The sequence below is a fragment of the Ruegeria sp. AM7 genome, from assembly GCF_056535965.1.
The window spans coordinates 701,934-714,601 of sequence record NZ_JBQFJE010000001.1; the positions used below are offsets into that span (position 1 = coordinate 701,934).

Below are 12,668 nucleotides of genomic sequence, written 5' to 3' on the forward strand. Positions count from 1 at the left end.
TGTCACATTCCTACCATCTTGCGCAGTTTCAATGCGAGGAAAATGCATATCGCGCCCGGATCGCATCCGGTGTATGCACCGGGAATGGAACACAGCGACAAATTCGAGATATTTCTGGTGGCCACGCCCGGGCTTGAGGCTCCCTTGCTGGCCGAGACGGTCGAAAACGGGTTCGAAAACGCCAAAATTGTATCCGGTGGTGTCAGCCTGCACGGCGGATGGACCGATGTCTGGCGCGCCAATCTGTGTCTGCGGGGTGCCAACAAGGTCTTGCTGCGCATCGGCAGCTTTCCCGCCGTTCACCTGGCCCAGCTCGACAAACGTGCCCGCAAGTTTCCATGGTCAGATTTTCTGCGCCCGGAAGTGCCGGTCAAAGTTGAGGCGACCAGCCGCAAATCCCGTATCTACCATGCAGGCGCCGCGAAACAGCGGGTCGAGCACGCAATTGCCGAAACTCTCGGCGCGCCGATCTCGGGCGATGCCACCCTTCGGGTCCTGCTGCGCATTGAAAAGGATATCTGCACTTTTTCAGTCGATACATCCGGCGAGCCCCTGCACAAACGCGGCCACAAACCAGCAGTTGCCAAAGCCCCCATGCGCGAGACCATGGCCGCTATGTTCCTGCGAGAGTGCGGATACATCGGATCCGAACCGGTTCTGGACCCGATGTGTGGCTCAGGCACCTTTGTCATAGAAGCCGCCGAGATCGCCTTGGGGCTGAACCCTGGTCGCAGCCGCAGCTTTGCCTTCGAAAACCTTGCCGGGTTCGACCCCGCCACGTGGAGTAACCTACGTGCTAATGAGGATATATCCGAAACCGATCTTGTTTTCTCCGGCTCCGACCGCAACTCTGGCGCTGTTGAAGCCGCCCAAGCCAATGCGACGCAGGCCAGAGTGGGTGAGGTTGCAAGGTTCCAAACCCGCGCCGTCAGCGACATCAAACCCCCTTCTGGCGACGCCGGTCTGGTCATCGTCAACCCACCTTATGGTGCACGAATCGGCGATGAAAAACGCCTGCGCTCTCTCTACGGGGCGTTGGGCAAAGTACTCGCCTCCCGTTTCAGCGGCTGGCGTGTGGGGATCGTGACCAGCAATGCGGGGCTTGCCCGCGCAACTCGCCTGCCTTTGCTGCCGCCCGGACCGGTGGTTGACCACGGCGGCACCAAAATCCGCCTCTACCGCACGGACGCCCTGCCCTGACGCCAATCGCAGCAAAAGCCGCGGTGTTTGAATCCGCAAAATCCCTCTTGCGCATCCAAATTGCCGGGTATAGACCCGCCGCCACGGTCGGAGTGTAGCTCAGCCTGGTAGAGCACTGTCTTCGGGAGGCAGGGGTCGTGAGTTCGAATCTCGCCACTCCGACCAAGTTTATAGGGGTTATTGCAGCTATATTTGCCTTGCTGATTTCCCCGTTTCTGTGAGGCATCACAGTTTCATCGATCCTGGGAACAATATCGACGCTGCTTTTGCTTTGTGGATGGACCCTAGGCGCAATCTCCAAGCTGATGCTGGTTGTGTTCAAGAACTTCCAAGGGGAACCAGTTGTTCAAATCGTCAGAACGATGAAAATCTCGATTTACGGACACCCACCTATAATAAGGATCGCGCGTTTCATTGTTCGTATGACCCTAGTTTGGAATACCATCCATTTGGGAGTGACCAACAAGTTCCATACTGTTTGGACGACCAGGTGGTGGCAGCAAAAACGTCCACCGACCTGCCAACAAGGACCCAGTATCGATTTATCTCGGCAGCCCACGTCGGGTTCAAAAACGGATACCCGCTAAATGCAATCTTGACTGTAAATTGGTCCAAGCTTCTTGAGTACTCTGACACTTCTTGGTCAACTCTCCACCATTATGATCGAGCCAAATCTTTGGTCGAAAGAATCAGGAAGTTCTTGACCAGAGCGAAACGTAAGTGTCCCGTTGCTTACATCTGGGTTAGAGAATGTGCAGCTCGGTCTGGGGAGCACTTCCACCTAGCTTTGCATCTGCCAAGCAAACACCACAAAGACTTTATTGCTTTCATTGGCCGAGCGTTAGGAGAGGCTGCCGCAAAGCACCGGAGGCCACTCAATGAGCGCTCGAAGGGTGAAATTGCGTGTAGCCTAGACGGTGGATGGCACCTGGGCGTTGAGGTGCAGGACGCTTCACCAGAATTCAGCGGATACTGGCTAGCCGCTTACCTTGGGAAATCTGAACCTTCTCAGAGGCAGTTTCGTGGGAACCTGGTAGACAATACTCACAAACTGGAACGCGGACGTGCATTTGGGGGCCGCATTACATCTGAAAAGTATGATGTCCAACAGGGTGTCATTGAAGGCAACGCCTACCGAAAGGGGCGCCATTCAATCTCCAAAAGCCTCAGGCAGTGATCGAGGCCAAGCCGCTCTCACCGTTTTCCAAAAACTCCTCTTGCTTCACAAGGACACCAAGCATGCACAATCTTTCAATCGGAGTTCCGGCATTGCCCGGAGCCTCGGACGACCCCGGCGAGCTGATCGAAGCGATCAACGATCACAGCCCCGAACATATCGCTGACTCATTCGCGGCAAGCTATATTCGACCCTCAAGCGTGGTCTACAACTGGGAATCTTGGTTACACGACCGCAAGAGTGAGTTCCCCGTCGCTGCCGAGGATTGGAAATGGCAGCACGAATACGCATGGGAAATGCTCGAAAGAGCTGATCGGAAGATCGCAGAGGTGAAACTGCTTATGCAGATCACAACGCCCCATGCGCGACGAAAACCAACGAAACCATCGACAAGGCGCACCGAATAGTAAAATAGGGAAATTGGCAGAACATACAGACACAAACAGCGAACTTATGTGCATCGTTTGTAATGAGAAAACTGAACACACCGTCAAATTCACAAAGACAAGCTGTAAAAGGGCGTGTCACCAATGCGGTCAGATCAAGACAGAGGACGACGAAAATAATGGGCCGGACATCTCCGCACGACCCTTCAGATCTTTTCCCGGTCGCTGAGGGTGACCGCCTGTAGATATTTAACGTCACTTTCAGTGACCTGCCCTATTGTCAGGTAATGGCTACACACTCAGATTCCGCCCGCGAATATCTCAGATACACGATCATGAAAGACGCACTGGCTAAGATCAGCGCCAGCAAGAAGGCAATACGTCTGATCAGAGCTGACAACATCGCAGCGGGGAAGCACCCTCTGGATCGCGACGAGGCCGAGACCATAATTAGCCGGTATTTCGCTAAGAATAACGATAGTTGGATTCGCGCCTTGGGCTGGCTTGTCGGCCAAGGTTACGCAGCTAGCCGTCACTACTACCTGAAAGAGCAGCCGCAGCTGGTCGAAGCACAAGAAGCCGCCGAGGATGACGAGGGCGATGGCGGGATCGACGTGGACGCAATTATAACACGAGAGATTGGCGATGACCCCGACTTGTCTATTTAATCTGTGCGATGGTTATCGCTAAGAAATCACATCCGTAGCAGCATTCCAATATCGCGTTTTGCCCTTGCCTGCATCGCGTAAGCAAGCAGCAGAGCACGTCCGGTCGCAATCGTACGTTTGTTTTTGCGGAAGCCTGTGCCGCCGTCGCCTGCGGACTTGGCAACCGCTTTTTTCAGCTCTACCGAAGCAATCGAAGCTGCACTGAACATCGCTCCCAAGAACTTCATTTACCTAACTCCTGCCCTGCCGCAGCAAAGATTGCCAGAAGCGCCCGGTTCTGTTTTTCGATTGAGCCAAGCTGTTTGACGATCATTTCTTGCAGCGAAAATTGCTCCTGAAAATACATGGCAAGAACCCTTTGGATCTCGAAATCTATTGTGTTCATTTCATTTCCCAAAATTAGGAGATGTGCAGATCAAGGAGAACCACAAGCCGTCTTTAACCTGCTGTTAATTTTGCCAAATTGGGATAGTTCTTACTCTGTTGAATTTGCAATTTCGAGTTTCACAGCAATTTACTAGATGAACCACCCGAGTGCTGGGGGAAGAAAGAAGCAAGTGGGACTGCTCAGGCCCTCCGGGACACACAGACACTTGCAAAGGGGAGGCCGCGCCATCCCCCTTGACCCCCACCGGGCCACACAAAATGAGGATTTTATGACGACCCACACGACACCGCAAACCCCGGAAGTACTACCGGGCCACCGCCCCCGCAGGGACCGCATGTTCAAAATGCGGTTGACCAAACCCGAAGCCAAAAAACTCAAGAGCTGGGCGCACGAAAACGAGCTGTCACAGGCTGATTTCGTGCGTTTCATGATCTTTGCCCGCACCACGTTTGCGCCGCCGAATGCCTCAAAATTGGAGACCATCGCCCGCCAACTCAGCGGTATCGCTACGAACATCAATCAGTGCCAACACACGATCAATGAGGCCCAGAAATCCGGCACCTTATCACCCGCTCAATTCGAGGCCATGCACAAATCGATTGCCGAAGGCCGGAAGCTTTGGACCGATCCGCTTACCGAGCTGCGAGCCGAGCTTCGCAAACTGAGACCTGCTACCAACGTTGACAATCACAGCGGCGACGAGCTGGGCGCGGCCGAATGATTATCAAGACGGGTGGCATATCAGCAGGCGATGGCTCCCGCATCACCGCTTATACGGTGACACAAGCTGACAACGAGCGAGTCCAGGTCATTCAGGATGAAAACGACCAACTCTTGATTGCCGACCAGTTTGCCGAGCTGAGAGGCCGAAAGAACGGCCTCTTGCATATCGTGATCGCACCCGGCCAAGAGCTAACCGCCGACGAGCTGAAAGCAACCGTCTCCGCAATCCGTTCTGAGTTCAGATTCAATCCGAACGACCCAGAAACTTTGACGCTGCACCAAAGCAATCGGGCCGATGGCACATTGCAAAAGCACTACCACCTTGTCAGACCCACAGCCGACAGCGAAACGGGCCGCACTTACAAGCTGTTCAGGTCGAAAGCGAAGGACGAAGCTGTTTCGCGCCTTTGTGAGCTACAATTCGGACACCAGCTCACCAGCGGGGCCAATAATGATTTTTCCGAAATGCGCTTACGCGAGCTGGGCCACGACGAGATGGCCGACTTCCTAGCCGCCGAGCTGAGCGGCGAGGACAAACCCCGTGCCGCCTATTCCCGCGAAAACCACCAGCAGGCCAAGCGTAAAGATTTCAATTTGCCAGGCCTGCGCCAGCAGCTCACAGAGATTGTCTCCTTGCCCCGCTTAGACCAGCCAGAGGCGCTCGCCGAGTTGATCCACAATCAAGGGCTAGAGCTGGCCGAAGCAGTAAGCGAGGGCCGAGGCCGATCACGCATAAACATCGAGCTACCTGGCGGCTTGAAGGCACACAACGGAAACAGAACTTTGAAAATCAAAACGGCAGAAGTCGCCCAATTTATTCATGAGACAAAGGAAATTATGCGTGCTCTCAGATCTGAAAGAACCGAACGACCAGACCTTGCGGAGTCTGCTATCGCAGATCATCGACGGTCAGGAGAAGATTCACCAATCAAATCAGGCAATGATCCAGCGCCAGAACGCCTTATTGAGGATACTTCAGGCAGTAGCCAAGAGCTGACTGACGCCAACGTGCTGGTGGCGGCAGCCGAGACCTTGCAGCCGCAGGCCCAGAGCTTCGCCAACAATCGTGCAGGTGATTTAAGCGCCGTCGATCTTGAGCCGATCCCAGACGTGAACGACCCAAACTTGATGCAAAAGCTCGCTATGATGTTAAAGAGACAGGTGGAAAAAACAGCTGCTCTTGTTCGTAGCATGCAGCAAGGCGGAGCCATGTTTTCATCGAAAATGTAAATTGAGTCGAACGTGCGTTAGATGTTGGCGTTTGCAGACTCGGCAGCAAGAGACACCGTGACGCAGAAGTAAGAACTGGCAAGGGGGCTTTCTGCGTCAAATCAGGCAGCGTTGCACCGCAACTTCACAAAACTGGACTGTTACTTGTCTTTTGGATCCCAATGAAGAGCCAATGCCTTACGACGAACGTGAAAATCCAAGCCACTTTTAGTGTGTTTGAGTACGCAGAATATTTGCAGCATTAAGCAACGGTTAGACATATGTTCTTGGGTAGAAAAAGCCTATGCACCAACATTTTTGTGCTTAACCTGATCTTGCTCTGTCACCCTATATGACTTTCAGCTCAGATATGGCGTAATCAGCTTTTTCCACTATCACTAGGTTGTGTACGTGCGCTATAGGTTGTGGGCAGACCAGCTTGCACTTCAAGGCAAGACGCAAATTGAGGAGAGGCAACTATGTGCAGTATTCGCGTCGCTAGTTTTTTTGCAGGCGCAGGAGGGCTGGACCTTGGCTTTCACGACGCTGGGTTCGAGATTGTCTTTGCCTCAGATATCGACGAAGACTGCTGCGAAACACTGTCTCTCAATAAAGGAAACGTAGTCTCGGACAACTGCGAGATTTTTTGCGGGGACATCAGAGAGATAAACCCAAGCAGCTTGCCTAAGGATATCGATTTAATAGTAGGCGGGCCCCCATGCCAGAGCTTCTCAGCCTCTGGCCGCAGAGCCGGCGGTGCTGCCGGGCGGCTAGATGATCGAGGTAACTTGTTCGAGGCCTACAGGGATATAATCGCATACGTGCAACCGAGAGCATTTGTTTTTGAGAATGTCCGTGGAATCTTGGCTACTAACAAGGGAAAAGACTGGGCAGCAATTTTATCTTCATTCAACAGTTTGGGTTATACTGTAGACTACCGACTGCTAGATGCAGCAGACTATGGGGTGCCGCAACACAGAGAACGTATTTTTCTTGTTGGCCACAAGACAGAACGGCCATTCTTGTTTCCCAGACCGACGTTCGGTCCCGACTCAATAGACCAATTTCCGCACGTATCTCCAAAAGAAGCTTTTAAGGGCCTGCGAATAAAGAACTCTGAGGCGCCCACCCTCGGCTTCGAAGGTGGGAAGTACTCACATTTGCTGCCAGAAGTCCCGGAAGGCCAAAACTACCTGTTCTTCACTGCCAAACGTGGACACCCAAGCCCAGTATTCGCGTACAGATCGAGATTTTCCGACTTTTTGTACAAGGCACACCGCGGTTACCCAATGAAAACAATTATTGCGAGTCCCGGGAAGTACACCGGACCATTGCATTGGGATAATCGCTATTTCTCCATTGCCGAGTACAAGGCGATCCAGGGTTTCCCGCAAGAGTACAAGTTTTACGGCGAACGTGCCTCTATCGTGAAGCAAATTGGTAACTCTGTGTCACCGAAAATTGCACATGCTTTAGCCAGTTCAATCTTAAAGCAAATTTTTGGCGCCGAGCTTTCCATCGAGTTACTTGGCCAGGATACCAAGCTATCTTTCGATAAAAGAAAAGGCGTCAAGGCGGCAGGCACCCGTGCTCTTCACAACAAAGTAGAGCGAAAGAGATCGGGCAATGCAATTATCGCAAGCGGACACAAAAATTTTGTTTTCTCACTGAAGCCATGTGCGGGCTCTACGAGCAAACCAAATGTTTTAGGTCACTCAAAAGACAGCAATCACCAACTCAATGTGTTCTACGAACAACAAGGTGTCCTGAGCTCAAGTATCCATTTGGATGTTTGGTCTACACCTCGTCAGTTCAGTGGAAAGCCTATTGCTTCACTTAAAGTGGAGCTATTTGGACAGGGTCCTAAAGCTCCACAATTGCTTTGGAATGCGGTAGACGAATGGGTCAGGGCAGTGAGTTCGTTTGGATCGCTCTTTGAGCTATACGGTCATTTCACTGAACCTTACCCTTTTTTTAAGGTCACCAAGTTTGATGTGGTTGGCAATGATCCTCTATTGCGGTTTGCCTCATACGTGTCCGACTTTTCAAGATGCTCCAGATACCTAAACAAAGAAGATCTGTTGTCGGAGCTTGGTGATGTGTTTGAAGTCGAAAGCTTCGATGCTCTGGCAACCTGCTTACGCGCTTTGCGATACGATGTTCGCACTCGTGAGACGAACATCGCCATCCCCAAGGGTAAATACATGATCGCTTACCCGTTCACACTTCCACAGAGTAAACAAATGAACTTCTCAGTCAAACAACCCCAGACCCGTAAGAGCGCCGCATCTTACGTTACAGAGAAACGGATTCAAAATTGAGTGACTATGCAGATCATCAAGAGCAAATCTCAAATGCTCTTCAAGCGGCGCTAGTAATCGCAGATGAGGTGGAAAGAGACGATAAGGCGGATAAAACATTTGGCCTGCCGCAGGATTTAAGAAATTCCCTGGATAAGATGAATGAAAAAGCGGATAGCAACGCAACTGCCGCCTTCACTAACCTAGTAACAGGTATAGCCATAAAAGTTGCCTACCCGGAGTTAGACGTTCGCTATCATCAAATCCAAATCCAAGATCCGCAGCACTTTAACCATCGCGGAGTGAGCGAGAATACGGTTTATCCATTTTTACGAGACCAGGATTTTGATGGTGCGAAATCGGGCTGGCAAACCCGCACGCTGGAACGACCTAAGCCATACTTTCTGGACTACGACGAGAACATCAGTGCAGTGAAGAACGAGTTTCTTGCCAGTTACCATGCAGTGACAGCCGGAGGTATGGACGCAGCAAGTATGCTAAATTATCTGTTCTTGGGGCAGGTAAAAAGACGAAATGAAAAACGTATCGACTTAATCGAACCTCGGATCGATGACATCAATACCATTATGGGGCATTTCGAAGCGCATTTTTTCGCTAAATACAAGGCTCGTGGCCAAGCTCGTTTGCCTGTCCTTGCACTACATAGCCTCTACAGGTTGATCATGCCCGAACTTCAAAGGTTTCAAGGGTTAGATCTAGCGAATTTGGAATTGCACAGCGCCGCCGACTCTCAAACTGGTGCTACAGGGGACATTGAGGTGAAAAATGACGACGGGACTGTATTTGAGGCAATTGAAGTTAAGCATGGCATCCCTGTTTCTTTGGATTTGATAGCTGATGCTGCAAAGAAACTGGTAGCGCGGCGTGTGGACCGTTTCTATATTTTAACAACCCACAAGGATTGCGGTCAAACCGACGAAGTAGCCGCAAAAATAAAAGAGGTCAGAGAGCGAACTGGGTGCCAAGTAATTGCAAATGGCGTTTTGCCAACCATGCGATATTATCTGCGCCTTGTAAAAAACCCTGCCGACATCTTTCCATACTACACCGAGTTGCTGCGCGAGGAGCCCGCAATCTCTCACGAACACCGAATAAAGTGGAACGAAATCGTCCTACCTGATTGACTAAGGACTTGGCGCACGACCAGTGCCTTGATGTAAGCTCTCTATGGCTCCGGGATACACCTATTTCACCACACTCGTAGCCAATAGAGAGCTTCGTGGGCAACCAAACCTCGCAAGCGGCCTGGTTTCTCAATTGGCTAGAGGCGTCTGCGAAGATCTAAAACCCAGGAAAAATTGGATGAACTTTTCGCATTTGAGTTGGATTTAAATTTAGAACAACCTTTCGCGCTTATCTCTAAGGATCAATCGCGAAAAGGAGCAGCTAGCTGATGGCGAAATTAGGATATCGAAGAGTTTCAACAAGCGAACAAAAAACTGACCGGCAGGAACTCCCAAATGATATCAAAAACGATGATATCTACGAGGAAAAGACCAGCGGTAAGTCGAGAAGGAATAGGCCAGAACTCGCGGCAATGTTAAAACGTACACGAGCTGGTGACGAGGTGTTCGTCTGGTCAATCGACCGTTTAGCCAGATCGCTGCGAGATCTCACGGATATTGTTGACGAGATCGTAGCCCGTGGGGCGGCTGTTCACTTTATGAAGGAAAGCCTCACATTTAGCGTAAGCGTTGCATGCAGCCCCGGATTAAGGTCTTTCGATGACACAACTGTCTTAGTATATTGGCCTTACGGCCAATATACAGATCGGCACGCTCGAACGCTTTCGGCCGATTCCGTTGAAAAACTCCGAATTCGCCGAATCTTGATGTAAAAAATGTCCTTACAGAGCCGGTATAGTTTTTCAACTGAGGGGTCGGTCTAAACTTGACACTGGCTGCCAGAGGGCACGTCAACGACTGTAGGCGATGTCGGTAGCAGACCCTTCCGGTTGACCGTCTATTCGCAGAAAATACGAGCTTCCCGGATTTTCGAGTTTTTCAACAAAATCGGCCCAAACCGGACCTTCGCCCCTCTGATGCTTTTCTGCAGCACAACCTGCCGAACCGGTCCTTACCATAGGTGAAATTTACTCAGGATCCGGATCATTCTTAAACCGACCGGGGAAAGCCTGGTTGCAGTCTCCGAGAATTCCTAGGCGATTCAGTTGGGGTTCAACCATTCTCCATCCATAGCCAACAACTCGGTTGACCCGTGAAAGATGTGAAGCGATTGCTTTTGAGGCAGTTGAATGCTCGAGTTCGTCAGCACCAGATTCCCACCGCTTCAGGCTGTGCTTGGCAGCGAGAAAGGTCAAGCCTTTGACCCCAATCCGCGGCACAACTTGCCTGTCAGTATCAAGAGCTAGGCGCCGCAGTACTGAGAAACATAGAATCGCATCAAAGTAATCGAGTTTGATGACTTCCCCTTCTTTGAATGTCTTTAGTTTCAAGGGACCATGTTCGTGTGTGCGTTCCACCCAGTTTTGAAGTGCCTCGGCGAGCCTGGTTGAACTAGCTAAAGACTCCAGCTCAGAACTCGCCACGCCGCTGCGATGAATTATGCAGTTACGAGCGGACCGATAGTAGTCAAAAACTGGAGCGACAAAGTCTACCCTCGACGCATCGAAACTGCGACGGAGATAAAACCGTTCAAACGTCAAGCCCGGTTCATCGACTGTCCCGGCTTCCCATTCCGCCTGAGTTGAGAATTGTGAGGGTGTAAGGAGGTTGTGATATTCGAGGCTGGATAGATCTGCGTCTACATCAGTCAAAAACTTGTCGAAAGCTGAAAAACTTCTGGCGAGTCCGAGATTTGCCACTTCAGAATAGGCAGTCTCGATGACTGTATTGGAGAACATTGGCTCAGTGCCCCACTGCTCAGCCAGTAAAACGACTCGGGACCAAAGTGCTGCTGAAGATGTTCCGGCTTGGATTTCTTCGGTGGTCAGTGAAAGCCCTACACTTAACACCTTCAAAGCATTTCCAAGTTCTTCATGTGTGCTACTGAATGTTTTAAACGCCGTGGAGTTTGCATTTGCAATGCTCAGTTCTGACATGGTGATTGGCTTCTCCGGCCTGTTACTACACCTGGAGCGAATATGTGCCCTGCGGTGCAGAATTCCCAATTACCGCCGTTCAGAGGGTCGGGAATGCATTGAAAAGATCTGGCTATGCTTGCTCAACTTGCTTCTTTTGAGCCAAACGACCCGAAATCTGATTGTCGAGCAATCGCCTGAGCTTCGCGCTCTTGGCTTTTGCCGCTGTTCTCGAAGCTCGAACAGCTTCTTCATCTGACGGTTCGGTAGCTTGGTTTTGTCGTCTTGAACAATCACACCTGTGATGTCGGCTGGGCCGTCGATGATGCTGACCTCCTTTTCAGCTTTGAGCGTAAGGCCATGCTTATGCACAGATTTCTTTATGTCCCAAATGAACGCCTTTGGAATTCTGGGCCCAGAGAACGTTAGATCATCCGCATAGACACTGTGGAGGATATCTGTTTTGGCAACCTTTGCTTCAATTTCGAGCCACATATTCAAGTTTGCGTAATACGCAAGAATGGGGCTGCAAGGAGAGCCTTGGGGTAGTGACCCGTTGTGGCAAACCAAATGTATCAAAACGGCTGTGACATCCGGTGAGCATTCCAGTTTCTTGTGAAAAAAATGTGCGACGTTGTTCGCTGTGCAGCTTCCAAAATAGTCAGCAATGTCGAGAAGCCAAAATGCTTTCGCACCTGTATGCCTGGCGGCATTGTCAACATAGGACCGACCTTTGACAGGGCTGAAAAGCCAATCGGGCGGGGTGATACGGCCAAGTAGATCACCAACCCTAGATTGGATGCTTTTCAGTCGCGGGTCGGGAATGTCGATTGGGCGATACTTCTCTGCCAAGCCGGGGTGAGGTGGCTCACGACGCCAAGATTCTGGACCTTTGTTCAGTTCTTTGTGCTTCCAAAGACGTTGATAGAGATCGTTGCTTGCTGTCAATTCTGCAAGGGCATCCTCAGATACATAAAGAAGCGCAGCTAACTTTTGCCGACTTCTCATGCGAAAGAACGGGCCGTCACGCAGGGAATGTCTCTTTGTTTTACTTGGCTTCGGCATTTGATTTTCTTTCAATGAATTTTAGCAAATCAACAACCTTAGAAGCGATTTTCGTTCTTGTAGCGTCCCCACGCCTAGCGTTCGGCAATTCTTCCGCGAAAAACATAATGGCTGAAACAGGTATCCGAAATTCCTGGGAGTAACGTTCGATCAAGTCCAGCGAGGGTGTTTTATTGCCCTTCTCGATTTCAGAAATGTGCGATTTGGATATACCCAACCGCTCAGCAGCTTCGAACTGCTTGAGGTCATGGAAAACTCGTATCAATCTGAGGGCTTCATTTATCATTTTGGACCCACCTACGGATGTTCTTTAGATATTAGGCTGGCGGTCTACTCGAAGAGTTCAAGAACTCCTTTGATCCACCGGACTACCCGGAAGATAAAGATCCCCACCGTAACGATGGAAATCCAAGTTTGGCGGTTCAAGAGTTTCCTCCAGAACCAACGACGCATCTTTTGGAGTTTACCCCTCAAGTTGCGCCACCGCCGCC

General features: G+C 50.9%; 13 protein-coding genes and 1 tRNA gene. 9 read left to right on the forward strand and 5 right to left on the reverse strand.

Annotated features, from left to right (window positions below; all coding sequences use genetic code 11):
• Nucleotides 1-84: 84 nt before the first annotated feature.
• From ACR3EG_RS03030 to ACR3EG_RS03045, 4 genes are all read left to right on the forward strand, one after another.
• The gene (locus ACR3EG_RS03030; protein WP_480482796.1) at nucleotides 85-1,200 is read left to right on the forward strand and encodes a THUMP domain-containing class I SAM-dependent RNA methyltransferase; all 1,116 of its coding nucleotides are present in this window, start codon (nucleotides 85-87) and stop codon (nucleotides 1,198-1,200) included.
• Nucleotides 1,201-1,288: 88 nt separating this feature from the next.
• Nucleotides 1,289-1,365: transfer RNA gene (locus ACR3EG_RS03035), tRNA-Pro, on the forward strand.
• 1,074 nt (nucleotides 1,366-2,439) lie between these two features.
• Entirely contained in the window at nucleotides 2,440-2,784 is a 345-nt protein-coding gene (locus ACR3EG_RS03040; RefSeq protein WP_480482798.1) for a hypothetical protein, read from the forward strand.
• Nucleotides 2,785-3,050: 266 nt separating this feature from the next.
• On the forward strand, nucleotides 3,051-3,431 hold the full coding sequence (locus tag ACR3EG_RS03045; RefSeq protein ID WP_480482800.1) for a hypothetical protein: 381 nt from the start codon (nucleotides 3,051-3,053) through the stop codon (nucleotides 3,429-3,431).
• Nucleotides 3,432-3,457: 26 nt separating this feature from the next.
• Here the strand turns inward: ACR3EG_RS03045 and ACR3EG_RS03050 are convergent, their stop codons facing one another.
• Entirely contained in the window at nucleotides 3,458-3,658 is a 201-nt protein-coding gene (locus tag ACR3EG_RS03050; protein ID WP_480482802.1) for a hypothetical protein, read from the reverse strand.
• Nucleotides 3,655-3,777: a hypothetical protein gene (locus ACR3EG_RS03055; RefSeq protein ID WP_480482804.1), complete on the reverse strand. Its 123-nt coding sequence runs from the start codon at nucleotides 3,775-3,777 to the stop codon at nucleotides 3,655-3,657. The genes ACR3EG_RS03050 and ACR3EG_RS03055 overlap by 4 nt, the downstream gene beginning before the upstream one ends.
• Before the next feature lie 310 nt (nucleotides 3,778-4,087).
• Between ACR3EG_RS03055 and ACR3EG_RS03060 the strand changes: the two genes are divergently transcribed.
• The 5 genes from ACR3EG_RS03060 (at nucleotide 4,088) to ACR3EG_RS03080 (ending at nucleotide 9,909) form a co-directional block, all read left to right on the forward strand.
• Nucleotides 4,088-4,540, forward strand: a complete 453-nt coding sequence (locus ACR3EG_RS03060) for a plasmid mobilization protein (RefSeq protein ID WP_480482806.1) — start codon at nucleotides 4,088-4,090, stop codon at nucleotides 4,538-4,540.
• Entirely contained in the window at nucleotides 4,537-5,772 is a 1,236-nt protein-coding gene (locus tag ACR3EG_RS03065) for a hypothetical protein (protein WP_480482808.1), read from the forward strand. Before ACR3EG_RS03060 ends, ACR3EG_RS03065 begins: the two co-directional genes overlap by 4 nt.
• A 458-nt stretch (nucleotides 5,773-6,230) precedes the next feature.
• Complete coding sequence (locus tag ACR3EG_RS03070) at nucleotides 6,231-8,072, forward strand: DNA cytosine methyltransferase (protein ID WP_480482810.1); 1,842 nt, start codon at nucleotides 6,231-6,233, stop codon at nucleotides 8,070-8,072.
• The gene (locus ACR3EG_RS03075; protein ID WP_480482812.1) at nucleotides 8,069-9,196 is read left to right on the forward strand and encodes a hypothetical protein; all 1,128 of its coding nucleotides are present in this window, start codon (nucleotides 8,069-8,071) and stop codon (nucleotides 9,194-9,196) included. Before ACR3EG_RS03070 ends, ACR3EG_RS03075 begins: the two co-directional genes overlap by 4 nt.
• A gap of 269 nt (nucleotides 9,197-9,465) precedes the next feature.
• Nucleotides 9,466-9,909, forward strand: coding sequence for a recombinase family protein (locus ACR3EG_RS03080; protein WP_480482814.1), 444 nt, complete (start codon nucleotides 9,466-9,468; stop codon nucleotides 9,907-9,909).
• A 255-nt stretch (nucleotides 9,910-10,164) separates the two neighbouring features.
• Here the strand turns inward: ACR3EG_RS03080 and ACR3EG_RS03085 are convergent, their stop codons facing one another.
• From ACR3EG_RS03085 to ACR3EG_RS03095, 3 genes are all read right to left on the reverse strand, one after another.
• Nucleotides 10,165-11,133 carry a hypothetical protein gene (locus ACR3EG_RS03085; RefSeq protein ID WP_480482816.1) on the reverse strand — a complete coding sequence of 323 codons (969 nt, stop codon included), beginning with the start codon at nucleotides 11,131-11,133 and terminating at the stop codon, nucleotides 10,165-10,167.
• 69 nt (nucleotides 11,134-11,202) lie between these two features.
• Complete coding sequence (locus tag ACR3EG_RS03090; RefSeq protein ID WP_480482817.1) at nucleotides 11,203-12,177, reverse strand: reverse transcriptase family protein; 975 nt, start codon at nucleotides 12,175-12,177, stop codon at nucleotides 11,203-11,205.
• Nucleotides 12,161-12,463: a helix-turn-helix transcriptional regulator gene (locus tag ACR3EG_RS03095; RefSeq protein WP_480481818.1), complete on the reverse strand. Its 303-nt coding sequence runs from the start codon at nucleotides 12,461-12,463 to the stop codon at nucleotides 12,161-12,163. The genes ACR3EG_RS03090 and ACR3EG_RS03095 overlap by 17 nt, the downstream gene beginning before the upstream one ends.
• Nucleotides 12,464-12,668: the final 205 nt, after the last annotated feature.